We start from the raw sequence: 24,112 nt of genomic DNA, 5'->3' as shown, positions 1-24,112 counted from the left end.
CGCCCCGCCCGTTCGGGGCGCCGCCACGGTGGCGGCGCCCCGAACGGGGATCGGGGTGGTCCTGGGGTCGGGGGACGGACCGTCAGAACGACCAATGGACGATCGCGTAGCCCGGTGCTCCCGCCATGCCGGGTCTCGCGGCCGTGAAGCTGCAGTCACCGCCCGGTCCGCCGGTCGCGTAGCCCGGGGCGACAGCGTCGGGGTTCGCGGGCCCACTGCCCGTGCCGGAGCCGGTGGAGTCCGAGGCCCCGCCGACCCTGCCGGGGCGTACGTAGCCGCCGCCACCCTGGACGGTTTCGGCGGGGGCGGTGCCGAGTCCCCCCGCGCCGCCGCTGCCGTGTGTGCCGCCGATGCCCCCGAACGGCGCGTAGCCCCCGCCGCCACCGTCGGCGGTGGCGAGCGTCGTCGACCCGATCGCGATGGCCGTGCCGGTGCCGACGGAGCCGTCGCCGTCGATCGCGCCTCCGGCACCGCCCGTGCCGATGGTGATGGCCACCTCCTGCTGGGGGGACACGGTGATCGCGCCGTGCACGTATCCGCCCCCGCCCCCGCCTCCTCCGCCGCCGCAGGGCACGCGCGATCCGCCGCCGCCTCCGCCGCCGCCTCCCCAGAGGTCGATCAGCAGGCCGGTCACGCCGGCCGGGACGGTGAAGGTGCCGGTCTGCGTGAAGGTGCGGACGCCGGTGGTGGCGTGGGCGGTGGTGGTGCCGGTGACGAGCGTGCTCGTGGCGGCGACCAGTACGGTGGCACAGGCCGCCACCGTGGCCACGGGCCGCCGACGGCGCGTCGGGGTCGGGACGGACGACATCGAGGTTTCCTCCGTAGCTCGGACATTCATGGGATGTGCACGCACCATCCTCGATGTCCATGGTGGACCGCGCACCAGGCGTTGCGCCGGATGGCCCGCCGCCCGAACCTCGGGGCGCCGCGCGGATATCGTCTCCCCCCATGGACATGAACGGCATACATTTCGGCATCACCGACTGGTCGTCAGTTCCGCCCACCGAGCACACGGGTGAGACGGGGACCGCGACCTGGCGCACCCGCGAGTTCGGCAAGGTGCGGGTGCGCATGGTCGAGTACAGCCCCGGCTACCTCGCCGACCACTGGTGCAGCCGGGGGCACGTCCTGCTGGTCCTGGAGGGCACGCTGACCACCGAGCTCTCGACCGGCGAGGTGGTCACCATCGAGGCCGGCAGCAGCTACCAGGTCGGCGACGACATGGAGGCCCACCGCTCCAGCACCACGGGCGGCGCCCGCCTCTTCGTCGTCGACTGAGGCGGCCCGGGACACCGGCCCCACCCGCCCACTCGGCCCACCCGGCCCGCAGCAACTCCCTCTCGCCATCCGGGACGCGCTGGGCGTGCCGGCCCACCGCATCCCCGCATGCGCCCCGGAGTCGCCCCGTCGAGGAGTGCCGCGGCGCCGGCTCCGGCCGGACACAGCGGATCCCGGCGGCGCGGGTGTGACGGGCAGCGGGCGTACCCGGGTGCCGGTGCCGGCGGACGGGCCGGGCCCCGGCGGTACGGGGACGGTGGACGCCCCGTACCGCCTTCGGCCCGGTCCGTGGTCAGGTCGAGCGCAGGGCGTCGGTGGGGGAGGCCCGGGCCGCGCGCAGGGCCGGGTAGATTCCGGCGGCGGCGGCCACCAGGACCGACACCAGCGGTCCGGCGACGAGGACGGGCAGCGGGATGGAGGCGGGCCAGCCCTGGGCGAGGGCGTAGCCGTAGACGGTGAGGCCGCCCAGGAACAGGCCGGCGAGGCCGCCGATGAGGCCCATCAGCACGGCTTCGAGCAGGAACTGGACGGCGATCTGCCCGCCCCGGGCGCCCAGTGCGCGGCGGAGTCCGACCTCGCCGCGGCGTTCCATCACGCTGACCACCATGGTGTTGGCGATGCCGACACCGCCGACCAGCAGGGCGACCGCGGCGAGCGCGAGGACCAGCCCGGTGAGGGCGCTCTTCGCCTCGGCCCGGGCCGCGAGCAGGTCGGAGGGGCGGCTGACGGCCACGGTGTTCGGGCCGGCCGGGTTGGCGGTGGCCGCGGCAACGGCCTGCACGTCGGGGACGCGCTCGGGATGGGAGCGGAGGTACACGGTGGCGGCGGTGCCGTCCGCGCCCAGGTGGGCCGTGGCCTCGGGCCAGCCGACCAGGGCGGCGGTGCCGATCTCGGGCGCGAGTTCGTTCGGGGCCAGGATCCCGGCGACGAGGAACGACTGTCCGCCCAGCCAGACCCGCTCGCCGGCGGCGGTGACGCCGAGCCGCTGGGCGGCCTGGTCGCCGAGCACGGTCACCGGCAGGTTCTCGCTCGCCGCGTCGAGCCACCGTCCGCTGCGCACGGTGGCGCGCAGGACGTCGAGCAGGTTGGGCCGGGCGGCCAGCACGGTGAGGCTGCCGGTCTGCTGCTGCGGGACGAGGTCGTTGCGGTAGACCTGCGCCTGGGTGCCCCCGGTCGCGGTCACCTGCTGGACCGGCGCGATGTCGGCGAGCATCTTCTCCGCCGTGGGCGGCAGCGGGACCAACCGCTGGTCGGCGCCCTTGCCGGGGGAGACGGTGATCAGGTTGGAGCCGAGCTGGTCCAGGCGGGCCAGCAGGTGGGCCTGGTTGGAGAAGGAGATGCCGGTGACCGCGATGACGGCGGCGATGCCCAGGCAGATGCCGAACGCGGACAGGGCGGAGCGCATCTTGCGGGTGCGCGGCCCGATCATGCCCAGGCGCAGCAGGTCGGTCGGGCGCAGCCGGCTGCGGCGCGGGCGGTGTTCGTGGAGGGTCACAGGCCGGCTCCCACGGGGTCGGGGTGGCGTTCGTCGAAGTCGATGCGGCCGTCGTGGATGCCGATGCGCCGGGGGAACGAGGCGGCCAGTTCGCGGTCGTGGGTGATCACGACGACCGTGGTGCCGTTGGCGTTCAGGGTGCGCAGCAGGTCGACGACGGCCGCGCCGGAGACGCTGTCCAGCGCGCCGGTGGGCTCGTCCGCGAGCAGCAGCGCGGGGCGGCCGACGAGCGCGCGGGCGATGGCGACGCGCTGCTTCTCGCCGCCGGACAGCTGGTCGGGGCGGTGGTCGAGCCGGTGGCCGAGCCCGACCTCGCGCAGGGCCCGGGCGGCGTCGGCGCGGCGGAGGGAGGCGGGGGCGCCGCTGTAGAGGAGGCCGGTGGCGACGTTCTCGACCGTGCTGAGTCCGGGCAGCAGGAAGAACTGCTGGAAGACGAAGCCGATCCGGTGGGCGCGCAGCGCGGCCAGTTCGGGGTCGGAGAGGTCGGCCAGGTCGCGGCCCTCGAAGCGCAGCCGTCCGGTGCTGGGGCGGTCGAGTGAGCCGAGCAGGGCCAGGAGGGTGGACTTGCCGGAGCCGGAGGGGCCGACGACGGCGAGGAGTTCGCCGGGGGTGACGGTGAGGTCGATGCCGTGCAGGATGCGCAGCGGCGGCGACCCGGGGTACTCCTTGGTGACGCCCGTGAGTTCCAGGACGGGATGCCCCGCACCGGTCGCCGCCGAGGACCTCGCCGAAGGCCTCGCCGCGGGTTCGGCGGGCGGGTGGTGGGGTGTCACTTCGGGATCACCACCCGGTCTCCGCCGCGGACGTCGCCGGTGATCTGCGCCTTGGCGTCGGCGACCAGGCCGAGCCGGACCTTCACCAGCCGGGTGGGAGCATCCTCGCCGGCACCGTCGACGACCCGGACGCCGTAGCCTCCGCCGTCCAGGGCGACCAGCGCGGTGACGGGGACGATGAGCGCGTCGTCGGCCGTCTCGCCGACGACGTTGACGGTCACCGAGGAGGGCCCGGCCTGCTGGGCCGCTGCCTGGTCGTCCAGCGTGACGGTGACCGTGGTCCTCTCCGGACCGGCGCCACCGCCGGAACCTCCCGGACCGGCGTCCCCGCCGCCCGCGCTCTCCCGCTGCAGGGAGCGGATGCGCCCGGTGACGGTGGTGCCGTCGGCCAGCTTCACCACCGCCCGGCCGTCGGGCTTGAACCGGGACAGCTGGTTGTCGGCGGGCTTCACGGTGGCGACGAGGTCGGTACCGCTCACCGTCATGATCGCGGTGGTGCCGATGGCCGAGCCGAGCTGGGCGCCGAGCTGCTGCACCCGGACGGCCCGCTGCGGCAGCATGACGACGCTGCCGAGCGCGACGGTCCCGGTCTGCTCCACGCCGAGGGCCTTCTGCCAGCGCTTGACGGCGATGACGGTGCCCTCGGTGAACTTCCGGTCGGCGGCCAGGCCGATTCCGTCGGCGTAACCGAGGTCGATCAGGTTCCGCTTGAGCTGGCCGACGTCGGGGCCGTCGCCGACCCCGGGGCCGAGATCGCGCCACATCGGCCGCTCCCCGCGCAGCAACACGACGGCCCGGCCGTCGACTTCGTACAGCTTCGCGCCCGCCGCGACCACGGAGCCCACGGCCGGAAGGGCCGTGAGGGTGCCGCGGCCGGCGGCGACGACGGGGGTGGGCGCGTCGTGGACGAGTACGCCGCCGACCTGGATGCCGCTGGACAGCGAACCCTGCTGCACCACGACGGTGCCGTGGCCGAGGGACGGCTGCCCGGCGGAGGAGGCACGGTGCTCCCAGGGGCGGGTGGCGGACAGCGCGCCGGCGCCGGCGATCGCGGCGACCAGGGCGAGCGAGACGACGGCCTTGCGGCGCCGGCCGCGGGTGCGGGCGGGCGGCGCCTCGGCGGCGGCGGGGGCGTCGTCGGCGGCGGGGGTTTCGGTGGCGGTGTGGTTCATGGTCACTGGCCGATGTGGTAGCCGGGCATCGGGAGGTTGCCGCAGGCCGGCTGCATGGCGTCCCACTTGTCCCGGTCGAACGAGGCTCCGGGGATGTTGAGGATGCCGGTCCTGGCGTCGGGGTCCGGCAGGTCCGGATAGCCGTTCTTCCTCGCACAGGCGACGAACACGCGGGCCATCTCGACGAACCGCTCGTTGTTCTTCTGCTTGGTCTGGTGGATCCCCGGGACCTTGGCGTCGCAGATCTTGGCCGCGGGCTCGTAGTCGTCGGCCGAGCCGGAGCCGGTCCCGGCCGCCGGGACGGTGATGCTGCCGTCCTTGTCCTGCTGGACGCCGGTCTGTCCCTGCTGGTGCATGCAGTCCACCCACGCCCTGCGGACCGCGTCGTCGTCCTGCGGCGCGCTGCTGCCCCCGCTGCCGGCGCCCGCCACCCGAGGGGCCTCGTCCTGTGAGGAGCACCCGCTCACCACCAGTGCCGCCGCCACGGCGGTCGCCGCCAGTACGGTCCGAACGGTCGTCCTGGTACGCATGTGCTGCTCTCCCTGCTGAGGTCCGGCGTTGACCCCAGCAGTTCTACGGACCGGCCGGTGAGCCACCGGTGAGCGTGCGCCTAACCGCCGGCTAACGCCCGCCGGGGCATCCTTGATCCTCCGGGCCGGCCCCGGAGCGCCAGGGCCGCGGCGCCCAGCGAATCCGAACGGAGTGGGACACGATGCGCGTGCTGATCGTCGAGGACGAGACGGAGCTGGCGGCGATGCTCGCCGAGGGCCTCCGCGCGGAGGGCATGACCTGCGACATCGCCCACGACGGCGCCCGCGCGCTCGAAATGACCGCCGCCGCCGACTACGACGTCCTGGTCCTGGACCGGAACCTGCCCAAACTGAGCGGGGACGCCGTCTGCCGGGCCCTGGACACCGCCGGCTACCCCGCCCGGATCCTCATGCTCACCGCCGCCGGCACCCTGTCCGACCTCGTCGACGGCCTCGGCAAAGGCGCCGACGACTACCTCGCCAAACCGTTCTCCTACCTCGAACTGGTCGCCCGCCTGCGCGCGCTGGCCCGCCGCACCCCCGCCGGCGCCACCGTGCTCACCAGGAACGGCATCAGCCTCGACACCGTGCGCAGGGTCGCCGAACGTGACGGCCGGCCGCTGAAACTCACGCCCAGGGAACTCGGCGTCCTGGAACTGCTGCTGCTCGCGGACGGCGCGCCGGTCGCCACCGAACAGCTGCGCGACAGCCTCTGGGACCCGGCGCTGGACCCCGCCACCACCGCCGTCCGGGTCACCGTGCACTCCCTGCGCCGCAAGATCGGCCCGCCGCCGCTGATCACCCACGACCCCGGCTACGGATACCGGCTGTGAACCGCACCCGCACCGGCCCTCGTCCTGCCCGCCCCACGCTTCCCCTGCGGACCAGGCTCACCCTGACCACGACCGCGCTCTTCGCCACCCTCGGCTGCGCCCTGCTCCTGCTGAACTGGCTGAGCGCCCGCCAGCTCCTGGAAGCCAACCGCGGTCTCGTCATCCCCGCCGTCCCACTGCAGCCCAACTCCACCGGCGCGGCGACCGGCACTCTCCCCGGCGTCCCGTCCGACGCCGCCAGCGTGCCCGCCGCACTCACCACCCCCGCCCAGGGCTTCGACGACTTCCTGCACACCGTCCTCACCGACCTGCTGACCCGCTCCCTGCTGCTGCTCGCCGTCTTCACCGCCCTCGCCGCGCTGCTCGCCTGGTGGGCCGCACGCCGCTCGCTGCGCCGCCTCCACCAGGTCACCGCCGCGGCCCGCCGCATCGGCACCGGCAGCGCCCTGGACGAACGGCTCGCCCTCACCGGCCCCCACGACGAGGTCCGCGAACTCGGCGACACCTTCGACGCCATGCTCGACCGCCTGCAGCACAGCTTCACCGCCCAGCGCCGCTTCACCGCCCACGCCTCCCACGAACTGCGCACCCCGCTCACCCTCCAGCGCACCGCGCTGGAGATCCCGCTCGCCCAGGGGCGCGTCCCCGCCGACCTGGTCCCCGCCCTCCGACGGGCGCTCGACGCCAACGCCCGCACCGAACGCCTCATCGACGCCCTCCTGACCCTGGCCCGCGGCGAGAGCCACACCCTCGCACCCCACCCCGTCGACCTCGCCGACACCGCCGCACACGCCCTGGCCGACCTGGCCGACGAGGCCGCCACCGCGGCCGTCACCGTCACCACCGACCTCGGTCCCGCACCGGTCACCGGCGACCCCGCGCTGCTGCGCCAGGTCGCACTGAACCTGCTGGCCAACGCCGTGCGGCACAACCACCGCGACGGAACGGCCGCCATGACCACCGGAACGCGCGGCACGCTCGCCTTCATCGAGGTCTCCAACACCGGCCCGGTGCTGGACCCGGACGAGGTCCCGGCGCTCTTCGAACCCTTCCAGCGCGGCCCGGAACACCGCACCGGCGGCTCCGGCCTGGGACTCGCCGTGGTCCACACGATCACCCTCACCCACCACGGCACCGTCACCGCCACCCCCCACCCGGACGGCGGCCTCACCGTCCGCGTCGAACTGCCGCGGCGCGACGGCCGGGAGACCGGGGACGACCCGCTCTGACGGCGAGCCGGCTGCGCGGCACGGGGGACGGCTCAGATCGCCGTCACCCGGGCCCTCAGGCGCGCCCCGCCGCCAGGGCCTCCAGGACCCGGCGGGTCTTGTTCTCGGGGTTCGCGGAGACCGCCACCCCGTGGGCCGTCACCGCCGCTTCGAGCTTCTGCTGCTTGCGGGTGACGCGGGCCTCGAACTCCTCGGGCTTCTCGTTGTCCTTCGGCTTGACCCGGATCGACACCTCCAGGAAGTCGAGGCCGACCACCTGCCAGCGCTCCAGGTCGACCTCCAGGTCGTCGAGCGCGACGTCCTTGAACTTGGTCGACGCGATCGGGCCGAGCGCCACGAGCCGGTCGAACCGCACCCCGGGGGCGCACTCGGAGAGGAACTTCCGCTGCTGCTTGACCAGCGCCGTGGAGAGGTCGGGGCTGGAGTCCACCACGTCCAGGAGCGCGCTCTGCGGGTGGTTCTGCGTCGCGGAGGCGGCCGGGGTGCGGCGGTCGCCCGCCCGGTCCTCCTCGATCTTGTACTCGAACTCCTCGTCCCCCTCGCCGTCCTTGAACGCCTGGTCGAACGGGTTGTGGAGCTTCGCCGGGTCGACCGGGCGCAGCTTGACGGTGAGGTCGTCGGGGGTGTCGCCGGTGCGGACCCGCAGGATCACCCCGGCTTCCAGCAGCGGCAGTTGTCCGGCCTTGACGCCCTCGCGGCGCTCGGCGAACCAGATGAGGCGCTTCTGGGAGCCGGCGCCGCCCTGGGTGATGCCCAGGGCGGTCAGGGCGTCCGAGACCTTCCCGTCCACGTTGACCTTGATCTCGACCGGAAGGATCATCCCACCGCTCCCGTCATGCTCGTCGTTCGTCGTCCACTGTCCGTCGACTGTGACATTCGGTGACGGATCATCTGTGCTGGGACACGCGCTTCAGGCGTCAGCCCTTCACGGATCCTGCGGTCAGGCCCTGGGCGAGGTAGCGCTGGAGGAACTGGTAGACGACGATCACCGGCAGCGCGGTCACCAGCGCCCCGGCCGCGAACAGGCCGTAGTTCTGGTCCTGCTGGCCGGAGATGATCCCGTACAGGCCGACCGCCACCGTCTTCGACTCGTTGGAGGTCAGGAAGATGTTGGCCAGGATGACGTCGTTGAGCGCGGCGGTCAGCGACAGGATCGAGATCACCACCAGCATCGGCGCGGCCAGCGGCAGGATCAGCCGGAAGAAGATCTGGGCGTGTCCGGCGCCGTCCACCTTGGCGGCCTCGTCGATCTCGCGCGGGATGGTGTCCAGGTAGCCCTTCATCAGCCAGGTGTTCACACCCATCGCGCCGCCGAGGTAGACCAGCACCAGGCCCCACGGGGTGTCCAGGCCGATCGCCGGCAGCACGTCGCCGACCTCGGCGAACAGTAGGTAGAGCGCGACCACGGCGAGGAACTGCGGGAACATCTGCGCCAGCAGGACGGTCACCAGCCCGGCCCGCCGGCCCCGGAAGCGGAACCGGGAGAAGCCGTACGCGGCGCAGATCCCGAGCAGGACGTTGAGCACCGCGAAGCTGCCGCAGACCAGGGCCGTGTTGCCGAGCCAGCGGGCGAAGGGGTACTGGCCGTTGGTGAACAGCGCGGTGAAGTTGGCGAGCGAGGCGTGTTCCGGCACCAGGGTGGAGGACTGCAGGGTGCCGAGCGGGTTGAGCGCCGCCGAGAGTACGAACAGCAGCGGGAAGAGCGCGAAGCAGACGGCGAGGACGGCGACCAGGTGCCGCCAGCCGAACCGGCGCAGCCAGCGGGCCGCAGTACCGGGGGCGCCGAGGGCACCAGGGGTACGGGTGTTCATCGGATGCCTCCAAGGAAGCCCCGGCCTTCAGGTCGGGGGAGGGTCAGGGGGAGGCGGGCGGCCGTCAAGGCGGTCTGCCGTCCCGGTAGGTGATTGACCGTCATGGGGTCACAAGGATCACTGTTACTGTGTGATCCATGGCGACCATCCACGTGAAGCGGGCGTTCAAGTACCGCTTCTACCCGACCGATGCGCAGGCGGCTGAGCTGTCGCGCACGTTCGGGTGCGTGAGGAAGGTCTACAACATGGCGTTGCAGGCCCGCACCGAGGCGTGGACGCTGCGCCAGGAGCGGGTCAACTACAACGCCACGTCGGCCATGCTGACGGCGTGGAAGAAGACCGAGGAACTGGCCTACCTCAACGAGGTGTCGTCGGTCCCGTTGCAGCAGACGCTCCGGCACTTGCAGGGGGCGTTCTCGAACTTCTGGCAGAGGCGGGCGAAGTACCCGACGTTCAAGTCCCGGAAGAAGTCCCGCAGGAGTGCCGAGTACACCAGCTCGGCGTTCCGGTTTCGGGACGGCAGGCTGACGCTGGCGAAGATGGCGGAGCCGCTGGCTATCGTGTGGTCCAGGCCGCTGCCGGAGGGTGTGTCGCCGTCCACGGTGACGGTGTCGCAGGACAGCGCGGGGCGCTGGTTCGTCTCGATGCTGTGCGACGACCGGCCCGTGATGCCCGCGCCCGTGAACGCGGCCGTGGGCATCGACGCCGGGATCACTAGCCTGGTGACGCTCTCCACCGGGGAGAAGATCACCAATCCCCGGCATGAGCGCAAGGATCGCGAACGCCTCGCCAAGGCTCAGCGGGATCTTTCCCGCAAGGCCAAGGGCTCCAACAACCGTGAGAAGGCCCGGCTCAGGGTCGGCAAGGTTTACGCCCGGATCGCCGACCGGCGCAGGGACTTCCTGCACAAGCTCACCACCCGACTCGTCCGCGAAAACCAAGTGGTCGTGATCGAAGACCTGACTGTCCGCAACATGCTCAAGAACCGCACGCTGGCCAGAGCCATCGCGGACGCGAGCTGGACCGAGCTGCGGTCCATGCTGGAGTACAAGGCCGCCTGGTACGGACGCGAGGTGATCACCGTGGACCGGTGGTTCCCCTCCTCCAAGCTGTGCTCGGCCTGCGGCACCCTGCAAGGCAGGATGCCGCTCAACGTCCGAACATGGACGTGCGACTGCGGGACGACCCACGACCGGGACGTGAACGCGGCGAAGAACATCCTGGCCGCCGGACTGGCGGTTGCAGCCTGTGGAGACGGTGTCAGACCTCAACGGAGCACTCCGGGCGGGCAGTCGTCGGTGAAGCAGGAAGTCGTCCCGGCACCCCGCCAACGCGGGGCGTCTCAGCCGCGAGGCTGAGGGGAATCCCCGTCCTTCAGGGCGGGGAGGATGTCAAGCGTTCAGCTCCTCCAGCGCGCGGGTGCGGCGGAAGCCGACCAGGGTGATCAGTCCGACCAGCAGGAAGATGAAGACCGACAGCGCCGCGGCGAAGCCGTACTGGGCGCCGGGGCCGCCGAAGGCCAGCCGGTAGGTGTAGCTGATCAGGATGTCGGTGGCGCCGGCGCTGCCGCCCGCGCCGTCGAACGGTCCGCCGCCGGTGAGCAGTTGGACCGCGTTGAAGTTGTTGAAGTTGAAGGCGAACGAGGAGATCAGCACCGGCGCGGCGGCGACCAGCAGCAGCGGGAAGGTGACCGCCCGGAACGCCCGCCACGGGCCGGCGCCGTCGATCCGGGCGGACTCGACGAGTTCGGCGGGCATCGCCTGGAGCACGCCGGTGCAGATCAGCAGCATGTTGGGGAAGCCCAGCCAGAGGCTGGTGAGGACGACGGCGAAGCGGGCGTTCCAGGCGTCGCCGAGCCAGTCGATCCGGGTGTGCAGCAGCTGGTTGAGCAGCCCGAAGTCCCGGTTGTACAGGCTCTGCCAGATCAGGATGCCGATGAACGCGGGCATCGCGTACGGCAGCAGGAGCAGCGAGCGGTAGAGCCGTTGCCCGCTCAGCCGGGGGTGGTGCAGGGTGAGCGCCAGGCCGAGGCCGAGGGCGAAGGAGGCGCCGGTGGAGAGCGCGGCGAAGCCGAAGGTCCAGGCGAGGACGCCGAGGAACGGGCCGCGGACGGCGGGGCTGGTGAGCACGGCGGTGAAGTTGGCGAAGCCGACGGTGCGGTGCCAGCCGGTGGGGAGGGCGGCCCCGGCGGCGTCGGTGAACTTGCCGTCCACCGGCCGGTAGACGGTGCCGGTGCGGCTGTCGGTGAGGGTGTCGGCCTGCCGGTCGTACGTGAGGACGGGCCGGGCGACGGTGGCCGAGGAGAGGCCCTGGCCGACCACGAACCCGCCGTCCACCGGGACCCGCAGGTCCTTGAGTTCGGCGGCCCGGGCGTTGGCCTGGGCGAAGGTGAGCAGCCGCAGGCCGGGGGCGGCGGTGACCCGGCCGTCGGGGCCGGTGGTGGTGCCGGCCGGGGCGGGGGCGAGGCCCCGGGCGGTGCCGGCCGAGACCTGCCCGGTGGCGGGGTCGGTGAGCAGCAGCACCAGCGGTCCGCCGTCCGCGCCGGTGGCGATGGTGAGGGTGTACCCGGGGGCGCCGGGGACGGGCTGGGCGGAGTTGTCGACCAGGCTGCGGATCGCCTCCTCCTTGCTCAGCATCCGCCCGTCGCCGTAGTCGGTGAAGGAGACGGCGACGATGTAGAGGACGGGGTAGACGACGAAGGCGAGGAACAGCGCGGTCGCCGGGAGCAGGTACTTGGCGGGCAGCCGGCGCGGCGAGAGGTAGATCCAGAAGGTCGCGCCGGCGGCGGCGGTCAGGACACCGAGGGCGGTCCAGTGGCCCTGCTGGTAGAGGCGGGGCGCGGCGTAGAGGGCGACGGCGGCGACGCCGGCCAGCAGGGTCGTCTTGACCAGCAGGGCGGTGACGGCGCCGGCCCGGCGCGGGGGCCGGCCGGGGCGGCGGGCCGGGGGCCCGGTGGCGGGTTCCGCCGGGGGGAGGCGGTCCTGGAGGGTGGGGGAGGTCATGGGGTGGTCCCTGGGTCCGTCCGGAGGGGGTGGGTTCAGCAGGAGGGGAGGGGGAGCGGGCGTCAGTGCCCGGCGGCGGTGCCGGCGAGCGCGGTGCGGATCGCCTCGCCGGCCTGGCGCATGGTCTCGGCCGGGTCGGCGCCGGCCACGATGTTGGCCTCGGCCTGGCCGAGCGGGCCCCAGATCGCGGTCATCGCGGGAATCGTCGGCACCGGCTGTCCGGTGGCGCCGGCGGCGGCGAAGGCGCCGATGTCCGGGTCCCCGGCGGTCGCCTTGGTGAGCGCGGCGGTCAGCGCGGGCGGCTCGGGGGAGGCCTGGTAGAGCGCCAGCTGGCCCTCCTCCGTGCCGACCGCGCGGAGCAGGAACTCCTGCGCCAGCGGCTGGTTCCGGGCCTTGGCGGACAGGTAGAAGCCCTGGACGCCGATGAACGGGCGGGCCGGGCCCTTGCCCGCCCAGCCGGGCACCGGCGAGATCGCGTACGGCAGGCCGGCCTGCCGGACCTGGCCGAGCGCCCACGGGCCCGCCACCAGGTACGGGGTCTTGCGGCCGGTGAACAGCGAGATGGCGTTGGTGTCCACCGAGCGGTTGAACAGCCCGGTGCCCTTCTCGCCGTGCTGCTTGAGCAGCTCCCCGGCCGCGACCGAGCCGGGGCCGCCCACTCCGAGGTCGGCGGTGTCGTAGCCGCCGTCCGGCCGGGTGCCGAACAGGTAGCCGCCGGCCGAGGTGAACAGCGGCTGGAGGGCGTACGCGTTGCCCTGCTGGCCGATCGGCAGGGCCAGCGGGACCTCGGCGCGCCCGGCCTTGACGGCCTCCCGGCCGGTGTCGGCCAGCTCCTCGAAGGTGGCGGGGGCGGCCGGGGCCAGTTCGGTGTTGCGGAACAGCACCAGGTTCTCGGTGGCGTACGGCAGGCCGTACTGCTGGCCGTTGTAGGCGACAGCGTCCAGTGCGGCGGGCTGGAACTGCGCCTTCTGCTGAGCGGTCAGCGGGACGGGGGCGACGGCGCCGTTCTGCACCAGGTTGCCGAGCCAGTCGGAGGCGCCGACCACCAGGTCCGGGCCCTTGCCGGCGTTGGTGGCGGCGATGTACGCCTGCTGGGTGTTGACGGACTGCGGGGCGACGGTCACCTTCACCCCGTGCTCCTTGCCGAAGCGTTCGGCGAGCGGCTGGAGGGCGGTGGCCTGCTGGGTCTGCGCCCAGATCACCAGGTCGCCCGCCGGGGCGGTCAGCGGGTCACCGGCCATGGCGTCGGCGGAGGCGGCGGCCGACGGGGCGGCCGTTGGCGTAGCGGTGGCTCCGCAGGCGGTGGCCAGCAGGGCGAGCAGACCGAGGGCGGCGGCCCGGCGGGGGCGGCCGGTGGTGGGGGAGGGGCGCATGGTCCGAGACTCCTTCGTCTTCATGCTGGAGAGGGCCGGTCAGATGCCGTCGGCCGGCCGGTGCCAGCGGTCGACGGTGAGGTCGAGGCGGGTGTCGCGGTCCACCCGCAGCGGGTGCAGCACCCGTCGCCCGTCGGCGTCGACGGCGTCCAGGCCCCAGCCGCGCGAGACGCCGCCGTCGAAGCCGGTGCCGCGCGGGACGGTGATCCGGCCGCGGAACCGGCGCGTCGCGTCGGGCGCGTCGGGCAGCGGGGCGCAGGGCACCGGCCCGAACATCACCGGGGCGTCCGCCGGGGTGCCGGGCGGGACGGTGACGGTGACCTCCAGCACCGGCCGGGCCGGCAGCCCCGGGTCGACCATGACCTCGGTGGCCGCGTCCAGCCCGTGGGCCTGCACGGTGACCGCCGTCCGCCCGGCGGCCAGCGGGTGCAGCCGGCCGTGCGGCGAGACCGCCGCGACCTCGGGGTCCGCGACCCGGTAGCGGGCCTCCAGCGCGGTGTAGCGGACGCCGTCGGCGCGCACGGCGACCGGGTTGACGGCGCTCCAGGTCTCGCCGGGGGCGAGCGCGATCCGCGGCTCCACGGTGAGTGAACGCACCGGCGAGGGCGCGCCGAACAGGTGCAGCAGCGCATGCCGGGCGCGCGGGCGCCAGGCGTTCTCGTGGTGCGGCGCTGCCGGGTCCTCGTAGTAGAGCAGGTCGTCGCCGGAGGTGTAGCCGGCCTCGTCGAGCAGCTGGACGGCCAGCTCGCGGGCGGGCCGCGCCATGATCAGGCCCTCCCGGCCGCCGATGTCCAGCCAGAGCCGCCGCGGGCCGCGCCGCCAGTAGCGCTCGTACACCACCCGCTCGCCGGACCCGGCCGGGTCGACGTGGGTGAGGAACGGGGAGAGGACGGCGGCCAGGCCGAAGACCTCGGGGCGGCGGAAGGCGATGTGGTATGTGACCAGGCCGCCCATCGAGGAGCCCATCAGCGCGGTGTGCTCCGGCCCGGTCCGGGTCCGGTAGCGGGCGTCGACGAAGGGCTTGACCTCGTCGGTGAGGAAGGCCTCGTAGCGGTGGCCCTTGAGCGGGGTGCCGGGGGTGCGCCAGTACTCGGCGACGTGCGAGTACTCGGTGCCGCGCTCGGCCCCGGCGTTGGGCACGGCGACGGCGATCAGCTCGGGCAGCAGGCCCTCCGCGTACAGCGCCTCCAGGGTCCGGTCGACCGCCCAGGTGGGCTGCTGCCCCTGGTCGAACACCTGCTGCCCGTCGTGCAGGTAGAGCACGGGGTAGCCGGCGTCCGGGTGCTCGTCGTAGCCGGGCGGGAGGTGGACCAGCAGGTCGCGTTCGTTGCCGAGCAGCTCGGACCGGAAGCCGGGGATCCGCTCGATCCGGCCACGCGGTGGGCTCGCCGGAGCCGTGCTCGGCGGGGGCGTACTCGCCGGAGCCGTGCTCACTTCGTCACCGACCAGACGTGCACGGCCGGCCCCTCGGCGGGCAGGTCGCGGCCGGGCACCAGTTGCGGCCCGCCGAGCAGGTGGGTGGCGTGCCACTCGCCCGCGACCGGCGGGTGGTCGGCCCGGCTGATCTGCACCAGGATCCGCTCCCGGTCGTCCTCCCGCTCGAACAGCAGGACGTCGCGCTCGGCGAGCAGCCAGCGCAGCCCGCCGCCGCGCAGCGCGCTGTGGGTGCGGCGCAGCCGGATCAGCTCGCGGTAGCTGCGGTAGGTGTGCTGGTCCCAGGCGGACTCGTCCCAGGGGAACGGCTTGCGGCCCTCCTCCAGCCCCTCGCCGACCACCCCGACCTCGTCGCCGGAGAACACCATCGGGATCCCGGGCAGGGTGAACAGCAGGGCTGCGCCGAGCAGTTGGCGCTCCGGTCCGGCGAAGCTGCGGAACCGCGCGGTGTCGTGCGAGTCCAGCAGGGTGAGGTTGTGGGCGCGGCTGCGCCAGGGCAGCGCGGCGCCGAACGCCGTCATGGTGGCGCGCAGCTGGGCGCCGCCGTAGTCCGGGATCGGCCCGGGGACGGCCCAGAAGTCCTTCTGGTCGTGCTGCTCGGCCAACCAGCTCCAGACCGGGCGGGTGAACCCGGCGTAGCTCATCGTGCCCTGCCAGCCGTCGCCGGAGAGCGCGAGCGAGGCGTCGTGCTGGTGCTCGGCGAGCAGGACGGCGTCGGGGGCGGCGGCCCGGACGGTGGCGGCGGTGGTGGTGGCGACCAGGTGGTTGAGCTCGACGTCGCCGCGCCGGCCGGCCATCTGCGCCACGTCGACCCGCCAGCCGTCCAGGTGGAACGGCGCCCGGAGGTACTTGGCGACGACCGAGTCCGGTCCCTCGTAGAGGCGGCGGCGCAGCTCGGCGGAGCGGTGGTCGAAGGTCGGCAGGGTGCGGACGCCGAGGAAGGTGGCGTAGTCCTCCGGTCCGCCCTCGCCGAAGAAGTAGAAGCCGGCCTCGGGGCCCGTCGGGTCGGCCTGCGCGGCGCGGAACCACTCGTGGTCGCTGCCGGAGTGGTTGAGGGTGATGTCGCCGATCACCTTGATGCCGCGCCGGTGCGCCTCGGTGGTGAGCGCGATCAGCGCCTCGTCGCCGCCGAGCGCCGGGTCGACCCGGTCGAAGGAGACGGCGTCGTAGCGGTGGTTGGAGCGGCCCTCGAAGAACGGGGTCAGGTAGATCACGGTGGCGCCGAGCCGCTGGATGTGGTCGATCTTGCGGACCAGGCCCCAGAGGTCGCCGCCGTACATCTGCTGCAGGGCCTCGGCGTCGCCGGTGCGCAGCGGGGTGTCCCAGTCGGCGGGCCGGGCCCAGGCGGCGAGCGGGGCCTCGCCGGAGCGGTGGTAGCGGTCGGGGAAGACCTGGTAGACGACCGCGTCGGCGGCCCAGGCGGGCGGGGCGGGGTGGGTGGTGAGGCGGAAGTCGGTGGCGTCCGGCAGGTCGTGGTCGTGCAGGCCGGCGGCGGTGAGCCAGCGCCCGCCGGCCGGGGTGTGCAGCCAGAACCGGTAGTTCATCTCCGGGTTGACCATCTCCAGCCCGACCCGCCACCAGGTGGCGCCGTCCTCCTGGCGGTCGATCTGGCGGTCGATCGCGGCCGGGGTGAAGTGCGGCTCGCCGTCCGGGACGGAGCGCAGGAAGACCCGCTCGACCTCCTCGTCCGCCGGGATCCGGACCAGCAGGTCGACGGTCTGCCCGAGGCGCGGGGCGAGCTCGCCGACGTACCGCGCGGACCCGTCGTGGTGCGGCTGGTGGCGGGCGGCGAGGCGGGGGCTGGTGGCCTGGTCCATGGGGCTCCTCGGGGCGGGTGGACAGGTTAACGGATGCCGGCGTTCCGCTTTCCGGGGCCGACGAGGGAACCGTAACGGGGCTGAAACTGTTGCGCAATACGTTGCTAAGATCGTTTCATCGTGTTCCACGGCCCGTCGTACCCCTCGCCGGGCTTTGTAAGATGCAGGCCGGACCAGACCGGAGGACCAATTGAGCGGCCCGTCACTGCGCGACATCGCCGCCCGGGCGGGCGTCAGCGCCGCCTCGGTGAGCAGGGTGATCAACGACCGGCCGGGCGTCTCCGACGACACCAAGCTGAAGGTCGCCGAGGCCATGCGCGAACTCGGCTGGCAGCCCGACCAGGGCTACGACCCGCACCAGGGCGCGCTGATCGGCATCGTCGTCCCCGAACTCGACAACCCGGTCTTCCCGCTGCTCGCCTCCGCCATCGAGGTGCAGCTCGCCAAGCACGGCCTCACCGCCGTCGTCGGCACCTCCACCCGCCAGGGCACCGCCGAACTCGGCTACATCGACGTCCTGCTCCGCAAGGGCGTCTCCGGCCTCGTCCTGGTCTCCGGCCGGCACGCCAACCCGCACGCCGACCACGGCTTCTACCGGCTGCTGCACGAACGCGGCATCCCGATGGTCCTGGTCAGCGGCCGGGTCGAGGGCCTCGCCGTGCCCACCGTCGCCACCGACGAGGCGCTCGGCGCCAAGATCGCCGTCGCCCACCTGCGCGAACTCGGCCACCGCCGGATCGGCCTGGCCGGCGGCCAGGGCTACCTGCGCCCCTCGCTCAACCGGCTCGACGGCTACCGGCGCGCGATGCGCGAACTCCTCGGCGACGAGCCCCCCGCCGACTGGTACGCCGAGTCCGCCTACTCCATCGCGGGCGGCGCGGCCGCCGCCCGCCAACTGCTCGACGCGGGCGTCACCGCGGTCATCGCCGGCAGTGACCTGATGGCGCTCGGCGTCGTCCAGGCCGCGCGGGAGGCGGGGTTGTCCGTCCCCGGCGACCTCTCGGTGATCGGGTACGACGACTGCTACCTCGCCGCCCACAGCAACCCGCCACTGACCACCGTCCGCCAGCCGATCGAGGAGATGGGCGCCGCCGTCGCCGACGCCCTCTGGCGCCAGCTGGAGGGACACGGCGGCCGCGCCCGGGACTACCTCTTCACCCCGGTCCTGGTCGCCCGCGACTCCACGGCCCGCCTGCGCGACTGACGGCCCGTCGGGCGGGTGGCATCATGCGGAGATGACTCAAGATCGGAATTCCGCGCCGCCGACCGTCACGCCCCTGGAGGCCTACAGCCCCGCCGAGATCTTCGCCGACACCCCGGACCCGTTCGGCGTCGCCGAGTGGGGCATGGTCTGGCGGCCCAAGGAGCACCACTTCGGCATCCGGGAGGCGCAGCCGGACGGCCGGCTCCTCGCGCACGCCGGACTGGTCGTCCTGCCGCTGTCCGCCGGCGGGCGCCGGATGGACGTGGTGGGCGTCGGCGGCGTCGCCGTCGCGTCGGACCAGCGTGGCCGGGGCCTCGCCCGCGAGGTCGTGAACGGCGCGCTCGACCACGCCCGCGTCCTCGGGCCGGAGTTCGCGATCCTGTTCTGCCGCCCCGACGTCTCCGGCCTCTACGCCCGCCTCGGCTGGCAGTTCGTCGAAGCGGCCGTCGAGGTGGAGCAGCCCGCCGGCCCCGCCGTGATGCCGCTGCGCACCATGTGGTTCCCGCTGGTCGACGGCGCACGCTGGCCCGAAGGAGCGGTCCGCCTGCACTCGATACCGATGTGACCGCCGTGCCCTCAGGGCGCGTTCAAGTACGCCAGGACGGCGAGGACGCGACGGTTGCCGTTCTCGTCGTCCGTCAGGCCGAGCTTGCCGAACAGCGAGGTCGTGTACTTGCTGATCGCACCCTCGCTGAGGAACAGCCGGCGGGCGATCGCCTGGTTGGACAGGCCCTCCGCCATCAGCGCCAGCACCGAGCGCTCGCGTTCGGTGAGCGGCTCCAGCCGCCGGTTGGACGTCCCGTTGGCGAACAGTCCGGCGATCACCGCCGGGTCCATCGCCGTCCCGCCGGCGGCGACCCGCTCCAGGGCGTCGACGAACTGGTCCGCGTCGAAGACGTTGTCCTTCAGGAAGTAGCCGATGCCGCCCGCGCCGTCGGCCAACAGCTCGCGGGCGTAGAGCTGTTCGACGTACTGGGACAGGATCAGCACCGGCAGCCCGGGTATCTCGCGGCGGGCGGCGAGGGCGGCCCGCAGGCCCTCGTCGGTCTGCGTCGGCGGCATCCGGACGTCGAGCACGGCGACGTCCGGCCGCCAGGTCAGCAGCGCGTCGAGCGTCTCCGGCCCGGTGCCGGCCGTCGCCACCACCTGGTGCCCGAAGGCCTCCAGCAGACGGACCATCCCGTCGCGCAGCAGATACAGGTCCTCGGCTACCACGATTCGCATGGCACCATCATCCTCGCCGTCGTCGGGCCGCCGACCGGACTGCTGACCTCCAGGGAACCGTCGAACACGGCGAGCCGTCGGCGCAGCCCCGCGAGTCCGCCGTCGGCCCGCTCCACCGCCCCGCCCCGGCCGTCGTCCGCCAACTCGACCACGACGCCGCCGCCGTCCCGCACGATCGAGATCCGCACCCGGGACGCCCGGGCGTGCCTGGCCGCGTTGGTGAGCAGTTCCGCCGTGCCGAAGTAGAGCGCGGACTCGATCGGCGGCTCCAGCCGGAACCGGACCTCCTCGGCGCTGACGGCCACCTCCAGCGGGGAGTTGAGCGCCAGCGCGCGCACCGCGTCGACCAGGCCCCGGTCGCTCAGCACCGGCGGGTTGATCCCCCGGACCAGTTCGCGCAGCTCGGCCAGCGAACCGGCGGCGCCCGCCCGCGCCTCCCGCATCAGCGCCCGGGCCTGCTCGGGGTGGCTGTCCATCAGCCGCTCCGCGGTCGCCAGCGACATCCCGAGCGCGACCAGCCGGGCCTGCGCGCCGTCGTGCAGGTCCCGCTCGATCCGGCGGATCTCGGCGGCCTGCGCGATCGTGGTGTCCGCGCGCTGCGCCGTCAGCTCCGCCACCCGGTCCGTCAGCGCCATCGCCCGCGACGGGCGCAGGAAGCGGACGGCCACCGGCTCGACACAGCGCCAGGCGTACGGGGCGGCGGCGACGGCCACCAGCAGGCCGAACGCGCCGACCAGGCGCCCGGGAAGGGCCGACCGCGCGAACCCGAAGGCCACCGGCTGCGCCAACCCGACGGCCGCCACCGCCACCCCGGTCGGCGGCACCGCCGCGACCAGGCCCGCCGTGACCGGAAGGACGGCCGTGAACCGCAGGTCACGCCAGGTGGCGGGGTCGCCCCAGCGCAGCCGCCAGGCCTGGTCCAGCCGGGCGTCGCGGGCGGTGCGCTCGTAGCCGTGGCCGTTCCACCAGTACCCGGTGGACAGCTGCGTCACCGGCCCCGGCTGCCGGTACCCGGCCGGGACGACGGTGCCCGTCCACCGCGCGACCAGGAACCGGACCGCCCGGCAGACCGGCCGGGACAGCGCGAACGTCCCCCCGCAGACCAGCAGCACCGGCAGCAGCCAGGACCACGGATTGCCCGCCCCCCACCGGATCCCCCACGCCACCGCGCCCGCCCACACCGCCGGCACCGCCAGGCCGACCGCCAGCACGGCGCACGCCCGCAGGAACCCCGTGCACGCGCCTTCCAGCCACGACACCACCCGCCGCATCCGGCCCTCCCTCTCGCTTCGTCCCTTCCCACTCTGCACCCCACGGAGCGTCACGACGCCCTGCTCGGCGAGGGAGTGGGTCCAGACCCACCCACCCCGGCGGCCAGACCCATACCGGGCCCACCGCCCTGCTCCGTAGCGTCGACGACGTCACCACGACCCGGTCCGAACCCAGGGAGCACCCGATGAACGCCACCACCGCCACCCCCGCCGTCGCCACCGGCCTCCGCACGGTGAAGACCCTGGTCACGGCCTACGGCGCGCTCACCGCCGCCACCCTCCTCACCGTCGCCGCCCTCGCGGCCACCGGGCACGAGGCGACCGGCTTCATGTGGGGCCGCTCGGCCGGCCTGCTCGCCAGCGCCGCGGCCGCCCACTGGCTCACCGGCCTCGCCGCCCGGGGCAACCGCACCGGCTACCAGCGGATGCGGCTGATCTCGGTGGTCATGCCGATCGCCATCATCGCCCTCGACCTCACCGCCGGCCACCTCCCCGCCTGGTTCCTCGCCGCCCATGTCGCCTGCGCCTGCACCATCGGCTCCACCGCCTTCGTCCTCCACACCACCCCCCTCCGCACCGCCTTCCCCAAGACCCGCTGACCAGCTGGCTCCCGAGGCTCGTCTGGCATTCGAGCCGCCGCCAGGGAGGGTAGTCGGTGTGGTGGGCGGGAGCCGCAAGGGATCGCGTGACACGACCCGGTTGGGTAGGTTGTCGGACCAGCAACCGCACGGAGGTTCGCTTCGGTGGGCCCTCGCCACATCAGTTCGGAGTGCAATTCGTGTCGTCGTCAACTGCTTCGACGCAGGCCCCAGCCCGGTGCGATTCGGACCATGAGCCGTACTGCGCTGGCATGCCGCTTCCCGGCGGCACCTGTTGCCTCCGCCACGCCAGTCATGTGGAGCGTGCGGCCTACATGGCAGGGCTTGGCCCAGGATCCTCCGTCGACCACCGCGGCACCATCATCTCGGATGGCGACGCGCGGGCGATCGTCGAGCGGTTGATCGACCCCGAGACCGATCGTCCTACGGCCGCCGATTTGCGGTTCGACGAGGCTACGTTCACGGGCGCGGTGCCTTTCCGTGCACTGCGCGTCACCGGGGTCGCATCGTTCGACCGAACGGTCTTCGAGCATGAGGTCGACCTGGCGTCGGCTACGTTCGATGGAGGCGCCAGCTTCTGGGGGGCTCGGTTCAAATCGCTTCTGCACTTGGACAACGCAGAGTTCGTGCAGCAAGCGATGTTCCTTGAGGCCGTCTTCGGTTCCAGTGTCACGGCCTACCGTGCCACGTTCCGCCAAGCACAGTTTCATCGGGCCGAGTTCGCAGGCTTGGCGGGCTTCGCGTTGGCGAGGTTCGAGGGTGAGGCGCACTTCAGCCAAGCGCAGTTCGGCGGCGAGGCCAGGTTCTCCCAGGCCACCGGCGAGGGCCTCATGGACTTCACTGCCGCCTCGTTCGCCGGTGATCTGGACGTGGCCGGAATGACCTGCACAAATCTCGGCCTCAGCCGAACGGTCTTTGAGAAGCGTGTACACCTCGGCGTGCCTATGTGCACCGGGACGCTGAATCTCACCGACGCGCGCTTCAAGGAAGGCGTCGTCGTGCGGGCGGTGGCCGCGGTGGTCGATGCACAACGGGCTCGGTTCGACTCAACCACTACGTTTCAGTTGCGCTATGCACAGGTGCGGCTGGCGAATGCGATCCTGGAGAAACCGACTTCCATTGCCTTCCAGAGGGTGACGTGGGGGCACGACGAGTCGGCGCTGGCAAGTCTGGACCCCGCCGCCTCTGAGCGGCCGAAGATCGACTCTCTCGGTGGCGTCGACACTGCGCACCTCCAGCTGACCGACATCGACTTGACTTCGTGCCGGTTCTTCGGCGCGGTCCACCTCGACAAGCTGAGCCTGGCCGGTGACTGCCTCTTCGACCTGGAGGTCGGCTGGGGGTGGCGGTTGTTGGGTACCCGCCGCATCCTGCCGTACCGGACTGGACGCCGGAGGATTCTCCAGGAGGAACGCGACTGTCGGGCGCGCAACGGGAGGTGGTCCTCTTGGTCGGACTCGGTACTCTCCCCGTCGGCCGGTGCCGCCGGCGTCCAAGGCGGGATTGCTTTGGTGGCCGGTGCCCGCCCGAGCGACCTCGTCGCCCTCTACCGGCAACTACGCAAGGGGTACGAGGACGCCAAGGACGAGCCGGGCGCCGGCGACTTCTACTACGGTGAGATGGAGATGCGTCGGCACAGTGACAGGTTTGGATGGTGGGAGCGCCGACTGCTCGGCCTTTACTGGGCAGTCTCCGGCTATGGTCTCCGGGCCCTGCGAGCGCTCATGTGGCTGATGGTGGCGATGAGTACAACGGTTGTGGCTCTCATGCTCTGGGGACTGCCCAATGGGCCGGCGAAAGCCGAGACGGTGGGCGCCGTCCCGCTGCCTGGTCAATCCCTCTCACTGACCACCACGACGCCGTTGCCGAAGCTGACGCTTCCGTATCGTGAGCGCATCACAGCGGCTCGCTTTTGGAAAACTGTTCCAATGACACTCAACTCGGTTGTCTTCCGTTCCTCGGGGCAGAACCTCACTCCCCGGGGGAATGCGATCGAGATGACCAGCAGGCTGGTCGAGCCGGCACTGCTTGCCCTGTTCGTCCTGGCTCTCCGATCTCGGGTCAAGCGGTAGTGACCGGACCTGGGTAGCCAGGACGCGCCTCGCGCCCGGCCGATGAGACAGTTGGCCCGCTGACCGGGCAGTGAACATGGGGGGTGTCCGGAACTCGGCCCCTACAGCTCTCGCTGGTACTGGTGGCTCTCGTGGGTGGGGAGGTAGCCGAGGGCGGCGTTGACGGCCAGCATCGGGGCGTTCTCCTCGGCGGTGTCGGTGACCAGCCCGCCGAGGCGGGGGTGGCGCTCGCGGGTGTGCGTGATGGACGCGACCTTCATCCAGCGGGCGAGGCCGTGGCCGCGGTGCTCCGGGAGGACGGCGGTGCCGTAGTGCAGGCCGTCGCCGAGCCCGTCGGCGGGGACGACCAGCTCGGTGAACCCGGCGATCGCGCCGTCCGCCTCCGCGACGACGGCCACGGTGTGCAGGTGCTCGCCGCGCTCCGCGACGGTGCGGGCGACGGCGCGCACCCGGTCGGCGTCCCAGGTCACGGTGCCGTAGTCGACGGTGCCCAGCGGCATGTCGTCCATGGCGGGCCGGGCGGCCGCGAAGGACTCGGCGAGGTCGTCGGGAACGGTCCCCGACCAGGAGACCAGCCGGTAGCCGGGGCGCGAGAGCGCGACCGACGCCACCGGAGCGGCCCCGACGAGATCGAGCCGCGCGTGCCGCAGGGTCAGCGCCCGGCGGAAGCCATGGGCCGTCAGGAAGCCCTCGCCCTCCGTCCCGGGCTCACCCGGGGCGAGCACGACCCGCCTGCCGTCCTCCCGGGCGGCCGCGAACACGGCCTCGACCAGCGCGGACCCGACCCCCCGCCGCCGCTCCGCCGGGTGGACGTTCACGGTCAGCTCGGCCAGGTGCGCCTGCCCCGGGTCGGTCGGCAGCCGCAGGAACGCACTCCCGACCGGATGGCCCCCGTCATCGGCCGCCAGCCAGGCGAGCCGCCGCCGGTACGGGTCATGGCCGGGATCGGTCAGTGCGGTGATGCGAAGGGACAAGGTGTCTCCGTGACGACGAAG

At 73.1% G+C, this 24,112-nt stretch carries 22 protein-coding genes; 8 read left to right on the top strand and 14 right to left on the bottom strand.

What is annotated here, in order from left to right; genetic code table 11:
- Window positions 1–82: 82 nt before the first annotated feature.
- Complete coding sequence (locus tag AB0N76_RS24460; RefSeq protein WP_363560282.1) at window positions 83–808, bottom strand: hypothetical protein; 726 nt, start codon at window positions 806–808, stop codon at window positions 83–85.
- A gap of 140 nt (window positions 809–948) precedes the next feature.
- On the opposite strand from AB0N76_RS24460, the gene AB0N76_RS24455 reads away from it, so the two are divergent.
- Window positions 949–1,278: a DHCW motif cupin fold protein gene (locus AB0N76_RS24455; protein WP_363560280.1), complete on the top strand. Its 330-nt coding sequence runs from the start codon at window positions 949–951 to the stop codon at window positions 1,276–1,278.
- Window positions 1,279–1,570: 292 nt separating this feature from the next.
- Here the strand turns inward: AB0N76_RS24455 and AB0N76_RS24450 are convergent, their stop codons facing one another.
- The 4 genes from AB0N76_RS24450 to AB0N76_RS24435 all read right to left on the bottom strand — a co-directional run bounded on the left by AB0N76_RS24450 (window position 1,571) and on the right by AB0N76_RS24435 (window position 5,248).
- Window positions 1,571–2,773, bottom strand: coding sequence for an ABC transporter permease (locus tag AB0N76_RS24450; protein ID WP_363560278.1), 1,203 nt, complete (start codon window positions 2,771–2,773; stop codon window positions 1,571–1,573).
- Entirely contained in the window at window positions 2,770–3,462 is a 693-nt protein-coding gene (locus AB0N76_RS24445) for an ABC transporter ATP-binding protein (RefSeq protein WP_363560290.1), read from the bottom strand. The genes AB0N76_RS24450 and AB0N76_RS24445 overlap by 4 nt, the downstream gene beginning before the upstream one ends.
- Before the next feature lie 80 nt (window positions 3,463–3,542).
- Window positions 3,543–4,718: a peptidoglycan-binding protein gene (locus AB0N76_RS24440; RefSeq protein WP_363560288.1), complete on the bottom strand. Its 1,176-nt coding sequence runs from the start codon at window positions 4,716–4,718 to the stop codon at window positions 3,543–3,545.
- Window positions 4,719–4,720: 2 nt separating this feature from the next.
- A complete protein-coding gene (locus AB0N76_RS24435; RefSeq protein ID WP_363560276.1) occupies window positions 4,721–5,248 on the bottom strand; it encodes a hypothetical protein in 528 nt (175 codons plus the stop codon).
- A 182-nt stretch (window positions 5,249–5,430) separates the two neighbouring features.
- Here AB0N76_RS24435 and AB0N76_RS24430 point away from each other — a divergent pair, with 182 nt between their 5' ends.
- On the top strand, window positions 5,431–6,081 hold the full coding sequence (locus tag AB0N76_RS24430) for a response regulator transcription factor (protein WP_363560274.1): 651 nt from the start codon (window positions 5,431–5,433) through the stop codon (window positions 6,079–6,081).
- The gene (locus AB0N76_RS24425) at window positions 6,078–7,310 is read left to right on the top strand and encodes a HAMP domain-containing sensor histidine kinase (protein ID WP_363560272.1); all 1,233 of its coding nucleotides are present in this window, start codon (window positions 6,078–6,080) and stop codon (window positions 7,308–7,310) included. Before AB0N76_RS24430 ends, AB0N76_RS24425 begins: the two co-directional genes overlap by 4 nt.
- Window positions 7,311–7,365: 55 nt before the next feature.
- On the opposite strand, the gene AB0N76_RS24420 is transcribed toward AB0N76_RS24425, so the two are convergent.
- Window positions 7,366–8,130 carry a hypothetical protein gene (locus tag AB0N76_RS24420; RefSeq protein WP_363560270.1) on the bottom strand — a complete coding sequence of 255 codons (765 nt, stop codon included), beginning with the start codon at window positions 8,128–8,130 and terminating at the stop codon, window positions 7,366–7,368.
- A 97-nt stretch (window positions 8,131–8,227) separates the two neighbouring features.
- Window positions 8,228–9,121: a sugar ABC transporter permease gene (locus AB0N76_RS24415; protein WP_363560268.1), complete on the bottom strand. Its 894-nt coding sequence runs from the start codon at window positions 9,119–9,121 to the stop codon at window positions 8,228–8,230.
- 137 nt (window positions 9,122–9,258) lie between these two features.
- Between AB0N76_RS24415 and AB0N76_RS24410 the strand changes: the two genes are divergently transcribed.
- The gene (locus AB0N76_RS24410) at window positions 9,259–10,479 is read left to right on the top strand and encodes an RNA-guided endonuclease TnpB family protein (RefSeq protein ID WP_363560266.1); all 1,221 of its coding nucleotides are present in this window, start codon (window positions 9,259–9,261) and stop codon (window positions 10,477–10,479) included.
- Window positions 10,480–10,512: 33 nt separating this feature from the next.
- Here AB0N76_RS24410 and AB0N76_RS24405 read toward each other — a convergent pair whose 3' ends face one another.
- The 4 genes from AB0N76_RS24405 to AB0N76_RS24390 all read right to left on the bottom strand — a co-directional run bounded on the left by AB0N76_RS24405 (window position 10,513) and on the right by AB0N76_RS24390 (window position 16,747).
- Window positions 10,513–12,123, bottom strand: coding sequence for an ABC transporter permease subunit (locus AB0N76_RS24405; RefSeq protein ID WP_363560264.1), 1,611 nt, complete (start codon window positions 12,121–12,123; stop codon window positions 10,513–10,515).
- 62 nt (window positions 12,124–12,185) lie between these two features.
- Window positions 12,186–13,496, bottom strand: a complete 1,311-nt coding sequence (locus tag AB0N76_RS24400; protein ID WP_363560262.1) for an extracellular solute-binding protein — start codon at window positions 13,494–13,496, stop codon at window positions 12,186–12,188.
- 39 nt (window positions 13,497–13,535) lie between these two features.
- Window positions 13,536–14,930, bottom strand: a complete 1,395-nt coding sequence (locus AB0N76_RS24395; RefSeq protein ID WP_363560260.1) for an alpha/beta hydrolase-fold protein — start codon at window positions 14,928–14,930, stop codon at window positions 13,536–13,538.
- Window positions 14,927–16,747 carry a glycoside hydrolase family 13 protein gene (locus AB0N76_RS24390; RefSeq protein WP_363560258.1) on the bottom strand — a complete coding sequence of 607 codons (1,821 nt, stop codon included), beginning with the start codon at window positions 16,745–16,747 and terminating at the stop codon, window positions 14,927–14,929. The genes AB0N76_RS24395 and AB0N76_RS24390 overlap by 4 nt, the downstream gene beginning before the upstream one ends.
- 190 nt (window positions 16,748–16,937) lie before the next feature.
- Between AB0N76_RS24390 and AB0N76_RS24385 the strand changes: the two genes are divergently transcribed.
- Together AB0N76_RS24385 and AB0N76_RS24380 are read left to right on the top strand one after the other, a co-directional pair.
- Entirely contained in the window at window positions 16,938–17,951 is a 1,014-nt protein-coding gene (locus tag AB0N76_RS24385) for a LacI family DNA-binding transcriptional regulator (protein ID WP_363560256.1), read from the top strand.
- Between the two features lie 31 nt (window positions 17,952–17,982).
- Complete coding sequence (locus tag AB0N76_RS24380) at window positions 17,983–18,516, top strand: GNAT family N-acetyltransferase (RefSeq protein WP_363560254.1); 534 nt, start codon at window positions 17,983–17,985, stop codon at window positions 18,514–18,516.
- An 11-nt stretch (window positions 18,517–18,527) separates the two neighbouring features.
- On the opposite strand, the gene AB0N76_RS24375 is transcribed toward AB0N76_RS24380, so the two are convergent.
- Window positions 18,528–19,175 (bottom strand): response regulator transcription factor, encoded by a 648-nt coding sequence (locus AB0N76_RS24375; protein WP_363560252.1) that lies wholly within the window; start codon window positions 19,173–19,175, stop codon window positions 18,528–18,530.
- Complete coding sequence (locus tag AB0N76_RS24370; protein WP_363560250.1) at window positions 19,160–20,446, bottom strand: sensor histidine kinase; 1,287 nt, start codon at window positions 20,444–20,446, stop codon at window positions 19,160–19,162. Before AB0N76_RS24370 ends, AB0N76_RS24375 begins: the two co-directional genes overlap by 16 nt.
- A gap of 185 nt (window positions 20,447–20,631) precedes the next feature.
- Here AB0N76_RS24370 and AB0N76_RS24365 point away from each other — a divergent pair, with 185 nt between their 5' ends.
- Both AB0N76_RS24365 and AB0N76_RS24360 read left to right on the top strand, forming a co-directional pair.
- Complete coding sequence (locus tag AB0N76_RS24365; protein WP_363560248.1) at window positions 20,632–21,045, top strand: hypothetical protein; 414 nt, start codon at window positions 20,632–20,634, stop codon at window positions 21,043–21,045.
- A 314-nt stretch (window positions 21,046–21,359) separates the two neighbouring features.
- Window positions 21,360–23,117: a pentapeptide repeat-containing protein gene (locus AB0N76_RS24360; RefSeq protein WP_363560246.1), complete on the top strand. Its 1,758-nt coding sequence runs from the start codon at window positions 21,360–21,362 to the stop codon at window positions 23,115–23,117.
- A 101-nt stretch (window positions 23,118–23,218) separates the two neighbouring features.
- On the opposite strand, the gene AB0N76_RS24355 is transcribed toward AB0N76_RS24360, so the two are convergent.
- Window positions 23,219–24,091 (bottom strand): GNAT family N-acetyltransferase, encoded by an 873-nt coding sequence (locus AB0N76_RS24355; protein WP_363560244.1) that lies wholly within the window; start codon window positions 24,089–24,091, stop codon window positions 23,219–23,221.
- Between the last annotated feature and the right edge of the window lie 21 nt (window positions 24,092–24,112).

Origin of the sequence: Kitasatospora sp. NPDC093806 (genome assembly GCF_040683335.1) — a bacterium.
Classification (GTDB): domain Bacteria; phylum Actinomycetota; class Actinomycetes; order Streptomycetales; family Streptomycetaceae; genus Kitasatospora.
Note: the sequence above shows the minus strand (reverse complement) of the source record. Positions and strands in the feature narration are given on the sequence as shown.

Excerpts from the sequence above, each read along its gene's own strand:
- AB0N76_RS24360 (WP_363560246.1), top strand. The coding sequence starts at position 21,360 with ATGGCAGGGCTTGGCCCAGGATCCTCCGTCGACCACCGCGGCACCATC.
- AB0N76_RS24440 (WP_363560288.1), bottom strand. The coding sequence starts at position 4,718 with ATGAACCACACCGCCACCGAAACCCCCGCCGCCGACGACGCCCCCGCC.
- AB0N76_RS24460 (WP_363560282.1), bottom strand. The coding sequence starts at position 808 with ATGTCGTCCGTCCCGACCCCGACGCGCCGTCGGCGGCCCGTGGCCACG.
- AB0N76_RS24455 (WP_363560280.1), top strand. The coding sequence starts at position 949 with ATGGACATGAACGGCATACATTTCGGCATCACCGACTGGTCGTCAGTT.
- AB0N76_RS24365 (WP_363560248.1), top strand. The coding sequence starts at position 20,632 with ATGAACGCCACCACCGCCACCCCCGCCGTCGCCACCGGCCTCCGCACG.
- AB0N76_RS24380 (WP_363560254.1), top strand. The coding sequence starts at position 17,983 with ATGACTCAAGATCGGAATTCCGCGCCGCCGACCGTCACGCCCCTGGAG.
- AB0N76_RS24390 (WP_363560258.1), bottom strand. The coding sequence starts at position 16,747 with ATGGACCAGGCCACCAGCCCCCGCCTCGCCGCCCGCCACCAGCCGCAC.
- AB0N76_RS24400 (WP_363560262.1), bottom strand. The coding sequence starts at position 13,496 with ATGCGCCCCTCCCCCACCACCGGCCGCCCCCGCCGGGCCGCCGCCCTC.
- AB0N76_RS24415 (WP_363560268.1), bottom strand. The coding sequence starts at position 9,121 with ATGAACACCCGTACCCCTGGTGCCCTCGGCGCCCCCGGTACTGCGGCC.
- AB0N76_RS24435 (WP_363560276.1), bottom strand. The coding sequence starts at position 5,248 with ATGCGTACCAGGACGACCGTTCGGACCGTACTGGCGGCGACCGCCGTG.
- AB0N76_RS24430 (WP_363560274.1), top strand. The coding sequence starts at position 5,431 with ATGCGCGTGCTGATCGTCGAGGACGAGACGGAGCTGGCGGCGATGCTC.
- AB0N76_RS24370 (WP_363560250.1), bottom strand. The coding sequence starts at position 20,446 with ATGCGGCGGGTGGTGTCGTGGCTGGAAGGCGCGTGCACGGGGTTCCTG.
- AB0N76_RS24375 (WP_363560252.1), bottom strand. The coding sequence starts at position 19,175 with ATGCGAATCGTGGTAGCCGAGGACCTGTATCTGCTGCGCGACGGGATG.
- AB0N76_RS24410 (WP_363560266.1), top strand. The coding sequence starts at position 9,259 with ATGGCGACCATCCACGTGAAGCGGGCGTTCAAGTACCGCTTCTACCCG.
- AB0N76_RS24420 (WP_363560270.1), bottom strand. The coding sequence starts at position 8,130 with ATGATCCTTCCGGTCGAGATCAAGGTCAACGTGGACGGGAAGGTCTCG.
- AB0N76_RS24405 (WP_363560264.1), bottom strand. The coding sequence starts at position 12,123 with ATGACCTCCCCCACCCTCCAGGACCGCCTCCCCCCGGCGGAACCCGCC.